The organism is Chryseobacterium bernardetii (assembly GCF_003815975.1).
GTDB lineage: Bacteria > Bacteroidota > Bacteroidia > Flavobacteriales > Weeksellaceae > Chryseobacterium > Chryseobacterium bernardetii.
On record NZ_CP033932.1, the window covers coordinates 4,566,957 to 4,585,155 of the forward strand.

The following is an 18,199-nucleotide window of genomic DNA, read 5'->3' on the forward strand; positions in this document are numbered from 1 at the left end:
GCTATAATACTATAATATCTTTTGTTAAAGGGAAATTTATTTGAGTATACACTTAAAAACTAAACCGAACTAATGGGACAACCTCGTGTCTTCATATTTTTTTCGTTCAGTTTTCAAAGAAACCAACCATTCCAAATACATTCCTTCAGGCATATTTCGATAACCTATTTCATGAATATGCTTATATTCTTTATTCAACAAAGAAAGCAATTCTTTTGCTTTTGGTTCAGTAGCAACTAATTTTTGATATTGCTCCTTATGCGTTTCAGCTTTTAAAATCAATGCGGTCACTAAATAAGGATAAACCTGCAAAGCTCTTTCCGCACATTTCAGGGCGAAGCTTCCATCATTTTCGGGAAAAGATCTCTTGTAGCCATTGGCAAGATCCACCAGACATAGGGCAAGGCTTTCACGATCAGTTAAAGCCTTCATATAAACACCGTTCTGTATCGCATCCAAATGTATAAATCCCGATGCCATAAGCCATGCATCCTGTGGGAAAACACCACTCGTCAATTCCGTATTGTACCAACCTATTGACTTTATATTATGCTTAATATAGATGTGGTTTGGAGCCAGCGCCAAACTCGCATCAGCACCAATCTCTTCTGCAAGTATTTTATATAGGTATGGTAGAGAATTACAGTTACCTTTCTGCGTATTGACCAGTTTGGAAACAAAAAGGTTTGTTAGCTCTTTTTGACCAAAAACGTCATTAAAATCATAAGAAAAGGGTTTATAATGAAGCGTATCCTTATTTATAACAATCGGTGTTTCTTGACAGATAATTGAAAATATAGCAGCATATTTACTCACAGCTACTTTATCGTTTCCGTCATAGGTCAAGTCTCTACTTTCTATAATTTTTTTTGCAAAGTTGGCCATGAATTTTATTTTCCGGTTTACTTCGACTGTATCCAGCTTACCTTGATAATAAGCATCTTCAACACTTAGCAAAGCAGTTTTAAAACTATAAGCCTGTTTATCAGCCAACATATTATTTATCGTCTGAAAAGCATCATCGTAAAACTTATTTTGTTGTGCTTTGGCAAAATTGGTTATTGAAAGAACTAGGGTAATAATAAAGTATTTCATAATTTGGAACTCTTAATCATAAAGAGTATTAGATTTTATTGTTATCAAGATGATCAATGATTTCGATCACCAATACATCATCGGTTTTTTTATCATATTTCGCAAGGAACAAATCTATTAGTCGGCTTAATTCCTTCAACGAGCACAGACGTTCATAACTAATATTATCCGCTTTTAGCAATTCGCCCATACCTCTTTTTGACTTAAAAAACTGATATTCTGTATCTGTACTAACAGAATGTTCTGCAAAAATTATAATCTTGTCAAAATCCAGGTCTATATACTGATCGCCTAACAAGGTAGCTAGTGAATTGCGTCTGACTGCTTTAATAATATCTTCTAATTTCATCTCTATTCGCATTTCATAATTAATTTCATTCAACAAGGTTCAATACTTTCCAGCCATCTTTGCCAGAATACCATACCCACAGTCTATTTATAGTAACTGTACCGTCACTGTAAATAACCTTCTCCTCTATTAATTGCTGATCTTCTCTTTGATATTCCATGGTGAAAACCCTGTCTAAACCTTCAAATTTTGGAAACCCATTTAACTCCAACTCTTCAAAAAATGATACTTTCAAGGCTGATGTTATCATTTCATGGGTCTTCTCAGTAATTTCTACAGAATGTCCTATCATAATATTCTCAGCTTCCTTCCTGAAATCTTTACAGGAAATAATTCCATCAAGATCTTTGTGACCATAAAACTCCTCAATACTTAAAATTGCACCTTCAGGCGTAGAACGATCTGGTCTGAAAAAATCATTACCCTCGTCAATTCGAAATCCACATTCTATTTCAAAATTGAGTTTTTCCTCTTCTCCCAGCGAATTCCAATAATGTCTTATAGAGTAGCCTCCAAGCATTCTTTGCCCCTCAATAATCATCCAGTCTATAGCTGTATTTAAAGGGACTTTTTTTGGCTCATTATTTTCTGACAAAACTCCACAGTAATAGCTATCTTCAATCCTAATATTTTCTAACCAAACAAAAATGCCATTCTCATTCTGAAATTTGATCGCAGAATAACCAGAATAACCACTTTTAACTAGCTCGTTGAAATACCAGATTGTGTTTTTTGCTTTATATAATAAATAGAGATATTCTTGATTTACCTCTAACTGAAAACTTTTATTCATGTTTCACAGGTGAATGTCACCGTTGTTTTAGGGTTATATTATTATAGTCGAGCAGACATCTTTTAATTTATAACTTTACACATCGCATTTTGGGTTATACAATGCAGTTCAAACAGATCAATTTATCGAGGATTATTCATCATAAAATAGCTCTTATCCACTGTGCCGATTTCAAAAATCGTTTTGCTGTATCATCCCCCCATTGCGCCCCATAATCAAACTCAAAGTTTTTGCAATTGTCATTTTTCAAAACTGTATTGGCGGTTAGTAAAAGCTTTTTACTATCAATAGTTCCCGAAAGCTCCTGAAATTTCTTTTTCCAACCTGCGGATGGATTAGCACCACGCCCAGTATCAAAGAAATTAATAAGCTGAACTTTAATGTCAAAATCATCCCAATCGTCTTCAGCAATTTCTAAATTAAAAATGCCATTCAAGATTTTATAACAGCCCTGCTGATTTTCCACTTGAAATTTTTTCAAATAATCAATTAATGCGACATCCTTAGGCGAAACCAATTTTAAAATCTTTTTAAAACAGATAATATCATGGTGAAAGGTCTTTTGCTGAATAATGTGCAATATATTTTTCAAAGTTGAAAACTTAACTTCGTTAGTAGCCTGTTTAAAAATACCACGAACATGTTCTATTTTTAGAATGTCTTCTATGAAATTACTGTTGGGCGAAACGAAATAGTTATCTCTAAGATAAACAGTAATATGAAAAAAATCTTCTGGTGAATATACAATCATCTTGTCCTTTACAAATTTGCCTATCAAATTATCTCTGAGTAATGCACCTAATCTTACAACATACAATGACCTCAAAAAAGCATCATTGAATACATTGTTGTAATGCAACAACTTAGGAAGGATGTATTTGTAACATTTCCTTTCGATTTCTGATGAAATGAGTTGGTTGAATTTTGCTTCCAATTCTTTTTCTGTTTTTACCTGCTCCTCCATATCATGAATCGCTTGCTCATGTTTCAATAGCAATAAGTAAAACCAATTTTGAATTTTAATAAAATCACTTTCAGAAATATTTAGCTCTTTAGCTAAAATTTCAGATTTCGCAAATTCATCGTTTTTAAAAGTCAAATATGGATTATTTGTCATGATTTTTTGAATAAATTCTCACCAAATATTACTTTCTTATTCTCTATTTTATACGGATATAGTTGCTGATATCTGTCTTCTGGTGATAGGATAAACTCTGTTACTAATACATCTTTTCCTTGATACTTACCATCCATAGCTATAGCATAAACCCGAACATCTTCATCTTTAAGATCTTCATACGCTCCGGCCAATAAAACATCATACATTTCTTTTGAATCGGTTGATTCTGAGTAAGCGGAAATATAAGTCAGTTTGCCATTTGCTCTAACATAAGTAGCATATGGAGCAAATTCACCATTTTCAAGTAAAAATTTTTCTGCTTGCTCTTTAATAGCGTCAAGCAATATTTCAATATTAGTCATCATTAAATATAATAAATTTAACACTATGCACAACCAGGAACACCGTTACAAGGATCTTTAGGTTTTGGTACAGGCATAAGCTTTGGCGCTGGAGCAGGAGTAACTTTCATATTATCTATTTTTGGTTTTGGAGGTGCAACATATCTTTGTATTTTAATACCAGAATTTTCTAAAGGTTTAGTAATTTCTGCTGACTTATTTAAATGTAATATTGCCTCCTGACCGTTGCCTTTAGAAATTTGTTGTTGACCCCTGAGTTGTTTAGTGAAAGACTGTTTTACTACATGCTTAATTTCAATTGTTCCACCTTCATCTGTCATTGCATCTGGAATGGTACGCCCTATTTTCCCTGTTTTTGGATCTGTAAATTCATAAGTTTGCGTATTTTTATCCTTCCCCATTTCAGCAAGCTCCTTTTTCTCAACATATCGACCAAAATTAAAACGTTCCTGTCGAGCTGAATTTTCTGCTGCTTTAGTTCCTACTTCTCCTGTTTTTGTAAGCGTTTCAATAACAGTTGGTTTAATTGAGGACTCCTCAAATAAAGGCATTAGCCGAAGCCACCAGCAACATCCATTCACCTCTTCTGGAGCTCTACCATCAGGATCAATAAACTTTAGTGGATTATTAAAAGACATGTTGTAGGGACTCCAACTACTAAATTCCTCACTTAGGGGATCGGGACTGATCCAGCGACCATGTGTGTCTCCGATCGGTTGAGCATCTGGATCATCAAGATTCACTTCTAAAAAATCGACAACTTCGCCCTTTTTTACATTAAATCGCACCGATCCAATAGTAACCACGCTATCCTGATCGTGAAATTCCAAGTATTTTCCCTTGCTTAACGTCGCAACCTTGGGATAATAGCCATATTTCTTAAAGGGATTTCCGGCTTCAATGTTCTTTCTTCTTCTTTCAGCTTCCTGAGGGCTCAGACTATCTCTCGTTTTTAGTACCTCAGTCATATAGGGGCGAGATCGCTCTTCCTTGGTCAGTTTAACGGGATTTCCCCATTCCTTTTGTTTTGTGTTCTTTTTCTTTTGATTTACCTGCGCTTGCGAAGAGCAGACAAGGAATAGGAAAACAAAAAATAAAATCTTTCTCATAATTTATTTGTCTTTTGATTTTTTTTATAAAAATTCCTTTGGAATCTTGTAGATCTTTGGGGATTCTTTTTTCGGTGTGATTGGTTTTGGCTTTTTATTGGATTCTTTTTGCTTTTGTGCATTTAGGATCTTAATCCTTTCAGCGATTTCATTACTTTTTTGCTGGTTTTCTGTACTCTTTAATGATCCAAGCCATTTTTCGTACTGATCAAGCGGCATCTGGGTAAAGCCTGATTGATCAATATAATCAAAGCCTATATTTATTTGGCGAAATTGATTTTCCAGTGGTGGATAATTACGGATATTTTGAAGCTGCTCTTTAATTTGAGGATCAATCCCAAACCTACTACAAGCCTGCATAAAGCGTACTTGATCCGTGTTACTCTTCCATAAGATTGCATTTATATTATTTGGATTGAGTATTAATGCTTTATCGAGAACTTTGGAGACAAATTCATCATAACCATATTTGTGGATATATCCGCTGGCAAGATCCACATAAGTCTGTGATAAGATCTCACGCTTAGTTAGATTCTGCATATATAGTTTGTTCTTTAGTGCTTCTGCTTTAATATATCCCGAATTAAGAACAAATGAATTTGCAGAAAACATCCCATTGGTAAGCTCAACACTTAACATTTCGCCATCAGCATCTTTAAACCGGATATAAGAGTGATTGGGTGACATAACCAAGTAAGCTTCCGCACCAATTTGTTCAGCTAAAATAAGGTATAACAAGGGCATCGAATGACATTGTCCTGTATTGGTTTTCATCAACTTGGAAACAAACATTTTGGAGTAATCCTTTGCGCCCATATAATCATCAAAATCATACTTCATTGCTTTGTGCACTACTTTTCCGTTAAGTTTACTGTCCTCCGCGAAGTATTTGAAAATGGATAAGTTTTTAGAAACATTGTCGGAATCTTCAATTCCACTATTTTTTATTTCTTTACGAATGATATTTGTGGCTTTTTGGATTTGACCCTGATAAGTTGACTGAAAATTTTTATCATTGTTATTGTATGCATTTTCCACTATAAAAACTGCATCAGCAATTGAATAACTTTCAGAATCAAGTTTTGAAAGATGTTCAAATGCATTGTAATATGCGCTAGTTCCTTTCTTGTCTGACAATGGAGATAGCTTAAAATTTCTTGAAAATGCTTCCGCACGAATCTCTGCGATCTGACGTTCAACTTCTTTATTTAGATGCGCTTGATCGGACTGGTAATTAACTTTCTTCTGTGGATTTACAAAATTTGGGTAATTATTCGTTCTAGAAGACAAATTGGATGTCTCATTCCGAATCACCGGAACACTATTTAAATTAGCTTGCTGAGGAGTCTCAGGAAGTTTTGGTAATCGTTGTCCATAACAATAACATCCAACTATAAAGTAGTAAAGTAAAATAATTTGTTTCATCGGTTTTATGTGTCCTTATAGGTTGATTTTGGCTTCGCAATATATTTATTTTATAAAAACTAAAACATAGGTATTTTCACGGAAAATTGAATTATTTACTTTGTTTAGTTATTCATTTCTAATTCTTTAAAAACAAAATTAAACTGCGATAACGTCAAAACCTGTCGTAATATAATCGATGTTATTACGAATTTGCACTTATGTATTTTTAGGGGTAAAATACAAAAGGCATGGAACTATGACGCTATGTTAGAGAGGTACTGCGAGAACCCGACAACCATATAGACGACCTAGCCCATGCCCATATAATGGTACACGGGCGTAAGTCTGTCAAATAATGGTTGTAAAGAAGATTCGCAGTTTTCTCTAACCAGTTGACAGCTTACGCTTTATTTTATTTTCGATAAATTTTAGGATGTAAATATATAAATATTTTTTAAACGAAATTTAATTTCACCATCAAAGGATGTAATTACACATATCTAGACAATTATTGAGCAATTCCAATTTTACATAAAATTATTCAAATAATTGTAAGATTCAATGCAAATCTATCACAAAAATTAACTTATTCAATAAAATATAATTAAATTTGTAACGCGAGACCTCCGAAACCTTTTATAATGACTTTCTTCTCTAACCATATAATTGATGTAGAGGATATGTATAAATCCATATATAATACATATCGAGAACGTGTGTTTCATTACATCAAAGGAAAAGTTAAGAATAGAAATGATATTCGTGATATCGCACAAAATGTGTTTTTCCACCTATGGGAATATAAGGAGTCGCTGGGTGGTGTGAATACTGAAAATATAATTTTTAAGACCTGTAATCAGGAAATTTCAAAATTTTTCAAAACACAGCGAAAACATGTATTTGAAAATGATCATGCTATTCCTGAAACACCCGACGATGCTGTCGATCAGCTGGATTCCAAACTCAAAAAAGAACAACAACTGCAAGCGGTGCAGGATAGCATTGAATTGCTTCCGGCTTCAAGTAAGAAAATGTTTACAATGAACAAACTTGATGGTGTCACTCAGCAAAAAATTGCCGCTCAGCTTAATTTGCCAAAAAAAACTGTGCAAAAACAAATTTCTAAAGCACTGATTTTTCTTAAAGATTTTCATAAAAACTCTTAAAATGAGTTAAAGTCAGCTAAAAAGAGTTAAATTAATACTCCCAGAGGGGATCTTTTTTCATTTCGTTCCTAAATGTAATAAAAGACCCTTTTCCTATGAACAATAATGAACCTTACGTAGAACCACTCACCCCCCAGGAGGCAGAAGAGGATTGGCTCGCTATTATCGCTCGGATAAGAGCGCACGAAGCCAAAAAGAAAAAAAGAAAAATCACCCGCTTTGTATCTGCAATTGCAGCATCAATCCTGCTGTTAATCGGTACTATTATAACTTACAGAATGTATGTGTTACCTGACATATACTTCGCTAAGGATAATGATTTGGCAATAACCTTAACGGATAATTCTCATATTACCCTTTCCAAAGGTGCAAAATTAACAGTATACAAAACCTTTCCTTCTGATACAAGGGATGTTTTTCTTGAGGGTAATGCAGTCTTTAAGGTCAGCAAATCAAAAGAGCATCCATTTATTGTACATGCTGGTTCCTATGAAGCTAAAGTTTTAGGAACTGTATTTAAAGTGGTGCAAACAGGGGCTACTTTTAAAGTAGATCTGTATGAGGGCAAAGTTCAGGTGAGCAACTCTTCAAAACCCAAAGAATCTTATATTATACAGCCCAAAGAAACATTTTCAAATATGGGCTCCAATCAAGTTGCTACTGTAGCACCAACAGCCCATGATGATTTCAAAAAGAAAAAGATAAGCGCTACGCTAGCTTTTACCGACTTCTATTTACAGGATGCCTTAAAGATCATAGAAAGGACTTATGGGATTAAAATCATATTTCCCGCAGACCGGGCCTCTTCAAAAATATCTATTTTGAGTAAGGATGCCACGGTAGATGAGCTAATGGAAAATATTTCAATACAATTAAACCTAAATATAAAAAAAGCCAATGTTAATACTTTTGAACTGGAGGAGTAAACTCCGGTCTTTGATTACTGCGGACATGATCCCAGACATTTGCCCTAAGTTAGGTTGGACTTAATAGAGAAGACCGACGGGCGCAACCGTCGGTCCTGTATCCAACTAATAAAACTGAACGGAATTATTAATTTTTAAATACATGCAAAAATATGAAAATTTTATGCAGTGCCGCTGTATTTCTATTATTCGGCTGGCACGGGCTACATGCCCAACAGAATCTCTCCCAAATGAGGGTAAGTTTTGAAATCGGTAAAACTCCTGCAACAAAAGCAGTTGAAAAATTTCTAACCAAAAATAACATACCGTATAACTACTCTAATGATGACCTAAAAAATTATACGGTTCAACCGCTAAAGTGTAAGAACGAACCTGTAATTGATTGTTTAAACAAGCTATTAAGAGATATACCAGTTGAAGCTTTAATAAATAATAATAGTGTAATTATTCGACCAAAAAAGAACAAGATAACATCTGATAATATTGAATTGTCTGAACCCTCTATCGCAAAAGCAGATACCTTACGCGAAGCATCTAAAACTCAAACCATTGAAGAAGTTATCCTAAATGCTGGTTACTATAAAGTGAGAGACAAGGAACGCACTGGTAGTATTTCTAAGGTAACAGCAAAAGAAATAGAAAACCAGCCTGTTACCAATGTGTTATCAACTGTTCAGGGGCGTATGACAGGGGTCAACATTATTCAGAATAGTGGTGTACCTGGCGCCGGATTTGAGATTCAGATCAGAGGACAAAACAGCTTAAGAACAGGAACTTTTACAGAACAAAACGGTAACGTCCCTCTCTATGTTGTGGATGGCGTTCCCTTTAGTGAAATAAGTCCCCAGAAATCTCAGATCTCATCGACAATCATACCCGGAGGGAATATCAACCCATTAAATACAATCAATCCTAATGATATCGAAAGCATCGAAGTACTAAAGGACGCCGATGCCACAGCAATCTATGGTTCAAGAGGAGCGAATGGTGTTATACTGATCACTACAAAAAAAGGTAAATCCGGCAAAGTAAGCCTGAATTTTTCTACCAATTATGGAATAAGCGAAGCTATATCCAATCTTACCCTGCTCAATAAAGATGAATATCTAAACATGCGCCGTACAGCCTATAAAAATGATGGTATTTCTGCCTACCCATCAAATGCCTATGATGTAAATGGTGTGTGGGATCAGCAGAATGGAATTAATTGGCAAAAAATTTTGATAGGTAAAAAGGCTACGACCAATAATACCCAGCTATCAGCAAATGGAGGCAGCAAAACCACAAGCTTTCTGGTGAGTTTAGGTCATAACGAACAGACAACGGTATATGGACAGGATTTTAAATACACTTCTAATAATTTTAGCTCAAATCTATCACATCGCTCAGAAGATAACCGATTTCAGATCAATGTTTCAAATTTGTTCACACAACAAAAAAATAATGTTATTTATAGTGATCTGACAACAAGAGCGTTTACACTATCTCCTATATCACCTCAGCTCTACACCCCTGATGGTAGTCTGAACTGGGCTAACAATACATTTACAAATCCGCTAGCAGCCTATAATGCATCCTACAACAATGACACAAAGCTGTTCCAAACAAATTTAAACTCAGAATACAAGCTTTTTAAAGACTTTAAAGTTAAGGTTAACGCAGGACTAAATTATACGACGGTCGATGAGTTGGCCCTACAGCCAAATACCATCTATAATCCTAACATTGGAAGTGGCCTTTCGAGTGCAAATTCACAGGCACGCCAGAAAAAACAGAACATTTTCTCCTTTATTATAGAACCACAGGTGAACTGGGCAAAAAACTGGGGCAAACATAATCTACAGATTCTTTTCGGAGGAACTTTTCAGAGTATGGTCAGAGATACCGAAGAAGAGCTGGGTTTTGGTTTTGAAAGCAATCAGTTCATAAGTAATATAGCCGCCGCAAAAACTATAATGATGTTGGAAAACTCCAACATTGAGTATAAGTACGCCGCAATCTATGGTAGGCTTAACTACCAATTTAAAAATAAATATATACTGAATTTAACAAGCAGACGCGACGGTAGCAGTCGTTTTGGCCCCAATAATAGATTTGCAAATTTTGGTGCCATAGGAGCAGCCTGGAATTTTTCGAAAGAAAACCTTTTAAAAAATCTGGAATGGTTGAGCACAGGTAAGCTACGTGCTAGTTACGGATCTGCTGGAAGTGACAATATCGGTGATTTTCAGTTTCTTAACAATTATATTGTTTCATCAACATTGATCTACAACAATATTACTGGCCTATCTCCTTCCCGTCTTTACAATCCGGATTACAGCTGGGAAATAACGAAAAAAATGGAGGCCGCAGTTGAACTGGGCTTTTTTAAAAATAGATTAAAACTCAGTACAGCCTTGTATCGCAACCGCTCTTCAAGTCAGTTGGTTGGATATCAGCTTTCCGCAGTGACAGGCTTTTCCAGTGTTATGGCAAATCTGAACGCGACTATAGAAAATAAAGGACTGGAAATAGAAATTACAGGTCGCCCGATCGCAAAGAAAGACCTGCAATGGGAATCAAGTTTTAACATAAGCTTCCCCAGTAACGAGCTGCTATCATTTCCCGGACTGGCAGGCTCATCCTATGCAAATCAATATGTTATTGGCCAGCCCACAAATATTGTAAAATTATATCAGTTCGAGGGAATCGACCCATCAACCGGTCAATATAGATTCAAGGATTTTAATGGTGATGGTAAAATTACGAGCCCGGAGGACCGACAGGTTGTAGCCGATATTGGCATCAAATATTTCGGTGGATGGAGCAACAATTTCCGATACAAAAACTGGGATTTATCCATTCTCTTTCAATTTGTTAAAAAGAAAGGTTGGAATTACAACTCCATCATGTCACTTCCGGGAACAATGAGCAATCAGCCTACACAAGTACTTGACGTTTGGTCACCACAGAACCCTACAGGTTACTACATGCCATACAGTACCTTAAACACGAATATACATAACCTATTCCGTACTAGTACTGCCGCAGTTTCTGATGCTTCCTTCATACGTTTAAAAAACATTCAGCTTGCGTACACGCTACCACTAACAGAGGGTACATTTAAAAATGTAAAAATTTATTTTCAGGGCCAGAACCTCTTGACCTGGACAAAATTTTTTGGCGTAGACCCTGAAGCATTGACATCTGGTTTTTTACCACCACTCCGAACATACTCTTTCGGAATTCAATTTAACCTTTAAAAAAAAGAAAATGAAAAAGATAAATTTTGTCATACTGATGATATTCATTTTAACAGCCGCATCATGCGATAGATTATTAGATGTAAATACACCTGACAACCAGATCGACCAAAGTAAAGTTTTCGAGGATATTCAGACAGCAAATGCTGCTCTTGCTGCACACTATGCCGACCTGATGAAAAGTTCCCCAATTGCGGGCGGTGATCTTGAGACTTATTTGAGCTCATATACAGATGAACTCCAAAATTATACGACAACCGCATCTGATAGCAGAGATCTGTTTTTAAATCTGCACACAGATACAAACAGTATCATGCTGAACGCGTGGGCAACCGCTTACAAGCACATCTACACTGCGAATGCTATTATAGAGGGAATTTCAGGTTCACAAGGGATTTCAGCCAGTGACAAAAACTGGTTCCGCGGGCAGGCTCTACTGACAAGAAGTATTATGTTCTTCTATTTAAACCAACTTTATGGAGATATTCCCTATCCTGAATCAACAGATTACAAAGTCAATAATGTCATTGAAAAAACATCATCAATCACCGTATTGACAAATTTGGAACGTGATCTTCTGGAAGTCTCTTCGCTGCTTCAAAATGAATATAAAGATCCCGAGAGGATTTACCCGAACAGATTTGTTGCGAAACTGCTACTGGCTAAAGTATATATGGCTGGACAGAACTGGGATAAAGCTGAAATTTTATTGAAAGAAATAATACAGAGCCCCTTGTATCAGATTGAATCTGACATTACAAAGGTTTTTACGAAATCTGGAAAAGAAGTACTATGGCAATTAAAACCTAACAACAATGCTTCTTTACAGCAGGCCACAGTATTTTATTTCACCAATTCATTACCAAATATTTACGCAATTTCGGAATCGTTGATCAATACATTTCAAGATAATGATCTCCGTAAACAGAACTGGATAGGACGTGTAGATTTTGGTGGTGTTTCCTACTACAGAGTGGAGAAATATAAAAACCGTAACAACACCAATACCAACGAATATTCGATTGTATTTAGGCTTGAAGAAGCCTATCTCTTACTGGCAGAAACACTTGCTCAGGAGAATAAGGTTGATGAGGCACTGCCCTACGTCAATGCAATAAAACTGCGCGCGCAACTTGCTCCTCTTACAATCCCAATCGCTAAGGAACTACTTCTGCAGGAGATCCTACTTGAAGATAAGAGAGAATTTTTTGTGGAAATGGGACATCGTTTTCTAGATTTAAAAAGAACAGGAAAATTGAACACGCTACAAGCGACAAAACAAAACTGGAAAGATTTCCATCAATTATGGCCAATACCTCAAAAAGAAATTCTTTTAAATGCTAACCTGAAACCTCAAAACCCCGGATATTAATGTTGACTATAATAAAAATATTACTGCTGTTTACAGGTTGTATTTGCGTTTCGGGACAAAGCTATCCGGACACTATAACAGCCTGGAAAACGAAGTTTGCCAAATTGGGAGGAGCACCAAAACTTTCTCCCGCAGGTAAATGGATATCTATCAATAAATTTTCAAGGAACGCCACAGACACTACCTACGTTGCTGAAAGTCTGTCTGGAAAAAACCTCCACAAAATAGCGGGCAGTGCCACCTTTTTAAATGACCAGCTCGTCATAGGAAAAAATAGGGATAACGTTGAAGTTATCAATCTTAAAAATGGAAGTAAATCTTTGCACGAAAATATCAGCAATGTTTATGCATTAACTGCTCTAAATCGATATGCTCTGCTAACAAGGGCAAAGACAATCGAAATATATGATCAGAGCGGTAAATTAGAACAGTTAAACAATATCGAGGGATTTGGTATCAATAAACAAAATAGATTGTATGTGGTACGCAAAGTTGAAAACAGCCATGAAATCTGGGATCTCTCCTCGAAACATATCCGTTGTGCTTATAGTACACCTCATAATATAAGAAAAACCGATATTAGTATTTCTGGTGACAAACTATTTATTACCGAAGGGATTAAAGGTGAGCCAGATGACCAGCTTGTAATTATTGGAACAACTGGAACTGACATTAAAATTCCAATACCCAAACTGGCAGAAATAAGTTTTACAGAAATCCAGAAAGGTAAGGCATTCCTACTGGAGGCAAAGGTTAAATTTGACGAGATCCAGAAGGAGGATGTAGAAATTTGGTATGGTAATGATACGTATCTGGGACAGGATAAACTATATTTTAAAGCCAAATCACAAAAATTCTGGTTTTATAATCCGACTAAATCCATTATTAAAGAGTTAACATCGACCAAAGGATTCGAAGTTAAAGCGCTAAATAATGAAAGATTTTTCTTAACCTATATTCCCCGTAAAGACTTCAATTACCTGACATCTAATCTCAGTCCAGAAGACCTCAATGATGCGCAAATATATGATAGCTTTTCGGATACCTTCATCCCCATCGGCAATTTTAAGGCGGTCAGAAGGTTAAACCGCAGAAAGGTACATAAAACTATTTTTGAACAAATCATATCTTCGCCTGATGGTGCAAGATTTCTTGCGAGCACAGACGGAATTAAATGGACTTTATTTCATGTTTCAGGCAAAATAAAACGTGTAATAGAAAAGGAAGGATTAGAGCTTCCTGTCTTTTCGCAAGACGGTGAAAATATCTTTTTTGAAAGTTCGGATGACTTCTGGATTTATAACCTCAAGAAAGAACAGCTTAGTCCAATGAATATTGCACATGGTCAAATAACTAGGATTAAAAACAACGTTTATAAAAATGATAACCGCGCTCCATCTCTGTCTGTGCAAGAACCACTGTTAGTTGAAGGTTATAGTTTGCTGAACAATACAACCTCCTACTACCTTATCGAAAATAGAAAATCAAAAACAGTTATTCCGTCTACTGATAATCGGATCAACCACATCGTATTTGATCAAAAGTTTAGGAACTTCTATACTGTAGAGGAAAATTTCAATAAACCACCGTTTTTACGGCATTATAGTGGAGCAAAGACAGCAAAGATAATCATGGAATGTTATTCACATGATAAAAGTGCCAAAAGGATCAAACAGGAAATCATTTCTTTTGATGCCATCGGAAAAAAACTAAATGGCATTTTATACTATCCTACTAATTTTGATCCAAAACGGATATATCCAATGGTTGTTCACATCTACCAAAGACAAAGACAGGAGTCAAATGAATATCTTTCACCCAATAATGAGTTTCCTGTAGGATTCCAGATAAGGACTTTAATTGAAAGGGGTTACTTTGTCTTCCTACCAGATATTTTATACAATGACTCAGGTACCGGGTTATCGGCGCTAGAATGCGTAGAACGAGGTTTAGACCGCGTGCTGAAGAACCCCAATATTAACGCGACAAAAATTGGGCTCGGGGGCCATTCACATGGTGGATATGAGACAAATTTTATCGCCACCCATTCAAACCGATTTGCCACTTACGTTTCCGGAGCTGGTAACAGTGATATTATTCGCTCTTACTATTCCTATAATTACAACTTTATCAGTCCCTTTTATTGGCAGTTTGAAAATGAACAATATGAACTGGGTAAATCCGTTGCAGAAGACAAGTCTTTATATCTGAAAAACAGTCCGATTTTAAATGTAGAAAAAATGAATGCCCCAATACTTCTTTGGGCAGGCAAAAAAGATGAAAATATTCAATGGGACCAGGTAATGGAATTTTTCATAGGCTTAAAACGCTATAAAAAAGATGTTATAGCTTTATTTTATCCAAACCAAAGCCATGCTTTTATCAACGGTACATCAGCTGAACAAGATCTTAGTACACGGATAATACAATGGTGGGATTACCATCTGAAAAATGAAAAAAATATAGACTGGATCAATCAATTGAAAAAGGATGCCGATTAGGCATCCTTTCTTTTCGTTACGGCTGACTTCTGTGCATTTCAGTTGAACAGGTTGTTTCGTTCAATTTGAATTGGTACAACTGCACGGAACTTGATCCATCTAAAGTACATAGAAAAGAGCCTGCATTATCACAGTCTTGTTCTACTTGTACACATTGATTTCCTTCAATACGGAAAGTAGGAATAATTTTAGATGATTTGCTTACCTGATTGCCAGCAAAAGCTGCCCCTATACCTACTGCTACAGTAAGAACAGGAATAAGTAATTTTTTCATGCTATCATAATTTAATCGGTTATCGCCTAATCTATTACAGGGTTTTCGGCTAATTCCCTATCAATCCTATCCATCGACGGCTCCCAGAACTGTCGATTTCGAAATAATTCTATTTAAAAACCTCCCCCCTAATTTTATAACGTCGTAACTCATTGCCGACAATTACATACAGATAACTCCCACTTACTAACCAGGAAGACAGCGCTTCACCTTTTTTATGGTTAATATAAAAACTACCTATATATTGCTGTTGCGCGGTATTATAGACGTCAATTATAGACGAGGTTCGCCAAGACTCGGAGGTCTCATATTGCCCCTTCAAATTAGATTCATTAAATAAGAATTTACCAGCAATAACAGATCTTTTATTTACAGTAAATGGAGGTGCTCCCATTTTTTTGCTCCCGTCCGACAATTTTGTAATTGTTATTTTGGCATGTGTGGTTGTATCGATTGTCTGAAAACGATTATCAATTTTCATCGTACTATCCATCACAATAAACTGATTTCGATAAACGTATGTATATACCAATTTCGTCGCATCGCTGTTGGAAATTAGTGAGCCATCAACAGAAAATACACCATCAATCTGTCCTTGAAGTATATTTGATTTTAATTTTACCTTCGAATTCCTACTTAGATCCAGCAAAGCTAATGTATAACTCCGGTCTGATCCTCTCTGTGTTCTGATGGCAAACCTCGTGGAATCGAGAATGACCATTTGATTAAAAAATGCATCCTTATAACTTAATGTCCGTGCGATAGAATCACCAAGATGTCCTCTATATATTATAGGAACTGTACCGTCAAACACATAAAAATATGGTTTTCGGACTTGAAGCTTTACATTCCGGAAATTATAATCTTTTTTATCAATTATTGTATGCATTTGGGAAAACACGGTTAATGATGTGTCAATTGTCGTAACAATCAACGGTGCACTGATATTTCCAAGATATAAAATACCCTCTTCAATTCCTGCCAGATAGAAAGAGTTCACTTTTAAGTCTTTTGTTTTTTCAATGAGTACAGGGTGCGGCAAAAACCTTCTGGTGAAATTATTATCACTTTTAATAATATGTTCTGAACTTCGGAAAAGTGCAAAAACGAATAGACAGCTGATAACAATAATTAGTCCTCCAACTCCAAGTTCTTTAAGTCCAGACCTTCCCATTTTTTTCACCAAAACAATTAGCGCAATAAATGATAACACTAAAAAGAAAATATTAAAGATCAAATGTTCAGTCCATCCTAATTTTTCTAGAATACCTCCACATGAGCATGGAACGAAATCGCTATATTTTAAGATAAGATATATATACAGTGTGAATGCTGACATAAGGCCAATTGATGCATATAGTCCTACCTTATTGCTATTTGGAATCAATAATATGATTGCCACCAAAAACTCAATGACCAAAATTCCGTAAGAAATAACTCCAGCATAGGCACTCAATAGTGGAGATTGGGCTAATTGAACCTGAAATGCTTCAAAGTCAAATAATTTACTGGCAGCTGCATAAATGAACAGTAAGGCAAGTAAAATACTGACAATCTTTACTAAGTGTTTCCAAATAAAATTAATAACCCTCATAACCATTGGCATTGATTATTACAAATTTCGCCAATACAGGAAAATATAATACGGACAATATTGAGGATAATATTTCCATTTTGAGGAAAAACATGCCAAATATTTATTTACGAACCTTCAGTTTTGCCAATCGCGGAATATCACCAAGACGAATTCCATTCCTTACAAAAACCTTGTGCATGTTCTCGTAATCAGAGAAATTATTTTTGAATGCTATTTCCTTCAAGCTAAGCGAAGTAAACGCAATATCACTAATAGCTTCCAACATCTTAATTTTTAACCAAAACCGATAGAAGGAATCACCAAGACAGGACTTGGAATCGCGCTGAAAATGCTCATAAATATAACCTTTGGATTCAATATAATTTTGAAGAGTCTGTTTAAATCCTAGATTATACGACTTTAGTAGATCCTTTATATATAAAACATCGGATGGTACATCTTGTAGTACATGTTTTGGAACGGATAGGTCAACAAAATGCACATAACCATTCCTTATGTCTTCCAAATATGCTATTCCAACGACAAGGTGCATGCTGTCCCCTTCTGTATATCGGAGATGAACTGGAAACACATCTTTAAAAGCCTGGGCTTTCCAATTCAACTTAGCAATAACATCAAGCACGATGGGGTCGTAATCATTTAAATCTGTAAAATCAAAACTACACACATGTTCCTTCTTGAATGCTTCATTCGGAATAATATCAAGCTTTTTTAAAATTGCATAAAAGCTATCCACAATACTTTGCAAACGCATAGATAATTCCAGTTGGTCGGAGAACAAAACGGCCGGCTTCACAAAGTTTAAATTGCAAAATTTAGAGATATTTCGCCCCGCCAAATCATCCAATAATGAAATGGTGTAAAAATTCATTGTAACCTATAGTTA

Annotated in this window: 15 protein-coding genes; 5 read left to right on the forward strand and 10 right to left on the reverse strand. The window is 35.6% G+C overall.

The genetic code is table 11. The features are described from left to right. Positions 1-69: 69 nt before the first annotated feature. The 7 genes from EG339_RS20850 to EG339_RS20880 all read right to left on the reverse strand — a co-directional run bounded on the left by EG339_RS20850 (position 70) and on the right by EG339_RS20880 (position 6,253). A complete protein-coding gene (locus tag EG339_RS20850; protein ID WP_123871801.1) occupies positions 70-1,095 on the reverse strand; it encodes a hypothetical protein in 1,026 nt (341 codons plus the stop codon). A gap of 28 nt (positions 1,096-1,123) precedes the next feature. Then, on the reverse strand, positions 1,124-1,444 hold the full coding sequence (locus EG339_RS20855; RefSeq protein ID WP_123871802.1) for a hypothetical protein: 321 nt from the start codon (positions 1,442-1,444) through the stop codon (positions 1,124-1,126). A gap of 25 nt (positions 1,445-1,469) precedes the next feature. Further along, complete coding sequence (locus EG339_RS20860) at positions 1,470-2,237, reverse strand: DUF2314 domain-containing protein (RefSeq protein ID WP_123871803.1); 768 nt, start codon at positions 2,235-2,237, stop codon at positions 1,470-1,472. 139 nt (positions 2,238-2,376) lie between these two features. After that, positions 2,377-3,354: a hypothetical protein gene (locus tag EG339_RS20865; protein ID WP_123871804.1), complete on the reverse strand. Its 978-nt coding sequence runs from the start codon at positions 3,352-3,354 to the stop codon at positions 2,377-2,379. Beyond that, the gene (locus EG339_RS20870) at positions 3,351-3,722 is read right to left on the reverse strand and encodes a hypothetical protein (RefSeq protein ID WP_228453198.1); all 372 of its coding nucleotides are present in this window, start codon (positions 3,720-3,722) and stop codon (positions 3,351-3,353) included. Before EG339_RS20870 ends, EG339_RS20865 begins: the two co-directional genes overlap by 4 nt. Positions 3,723-3,742: 20 nt before the next feature. Further along, a complete protein-coding gene (locus tag EG339_RS20875) occupies positions 3,743-4,828 on the reverse strand; it encodes a putative toxin (RefSeq protein ID WP_123871805.1) in 1,086 nt (361 codons plus the stop codon). Positions 4,829-4,852: 24 nt separating this feature from the next. Continuing rightward, the gene (locus EG339_RS20880; protein ID WP_123871806.1) at positions 4,853-6,253 is read right to left on the reverse strand and encodes a transglutaminase family protein; all 1,401 of its coding nucleotides are present in this window, start codon (positions 6,251-6,253) and stop codon (positions 4,853-4,855) included. Between the two features lie 623 nt (positions 6,254-6,876). Here EG339_RS20880 and EG339_RS20885 point away from each other — a divergent pair. The 5 genes from EG339_RS20885 to EG339_RS20905 all read left to right on the forward strand — a co-directional run bounded on the left by EG339_RS20885 (position 6,877) and on the right by EG339_RS20905 (position 15,442). Next, entirely contained in the window at positions 6,877-7,401 is a 525-nt protein-coding gene (locus tag EG339_RS20885) for an RNA polymerase sigma factor (protein WP_123871807.1), read from the forward strand. Between the two features lie 95 nt (positions 7,402-7,496). Continuing rightward, the gene (locus EG339_RS20890) at positions 7,497-8,327 is read left to right on the forward strand and encodes a FecR family protein (RefSeq protein ID WP_123871808.1); all 831 of its coding nucleotides are present in this window, start codon (positions 7,497-7,499) and stop codon (positions 8,325-8,327) included. Positions 8,328-8,479: 152 nt separating this feature from the next. Then, positions 8,480-11,569 (forward strand): SusC/RagA family TonB-linked outer membrane protein, encoded by a 3,090-nt coding sequence (locus tag EG339_RS20895; RefSeq protein ID WP_228459661.1) that lies wholly within the window; start codon positions 8,480-8,482, stop codon positions 11,567-11,569. 10 nt (positions 11,570-11,579) lie between these two features. Beyond that, complete coding sequence (locus tag EG339_RS20900) at positions 11,580-12,941, forward strand: RagB/SusD family nutrient uptake outer membrane protein (protein ID WP_123871809.1); 1,362 nt, start codon at positions 11,580-11,582, stop codon at positions 12,939-12,941. Beyond that, a complete protein-coding gene (locus tag EG339_RS20905) occupies positions 12,941-15,442 on the forward strand; it encodes an alpha/beta hydrolase family protein (protein ID WP_123871810.1) in 2,502 nt (833 codons plus the stop codon). The genes EG339_RS20900 and EG339_RS20905 overlap by 1 nt, the downstream gene beginning before the upstream one ends. A gap of 16 nt (positions 15,443-15,458) precedes the next feature. Here EG339_RS20905 and EG339_RS20910 read toward each other — a convergent pair whose 3' ends face one another. The 3 genes from EG339_RS20910 to EG339_RS20920 all read right to left on the reverse strand — a co-directional run bounded on the left by EG339_RS20910 (position 15,459) and on the right by EG339_RS20920 (position 18,184). Then, positions 15,459-15,716 (reverse strand): DUF6520 family protein, encoded by a 258-nt coding sequence (locus tag EG339_RS20910; protein ID WP_076351028.1) that lies wholly within the window; start codon positions 15,714-15,716, stop codon positions 15,459-15,461. A 109-nt stretch (positions 15,717-15,825) separates the two neighbouring features. Further along, entirely contained in the window at positions 15,826-17,322 is a 1,497-nt protein-coding gene (locus tag EG339_RS20915) for a DoxX family protein (RefSeq protein ID WP_123871811.1), read from the reverse strand. Positions 17,323-17,413: 91 nt separating this feature from the next. Next, the gene (locus tag EG339_RS20920) at positions 17,414-18,184 is read right to left on the reverse strand and encodes a helix-turn-helix domain-containing protein (RefSeq protein ID WP_123871812.1); all 771 of its coding nucleotides are present in this window, start codon (positions 18,182-18,184) and stop codon (positions 17,414-17,416) included. Between the last annotated feature and the right edge of the window lie 15 nt (positions 18,185-18,199).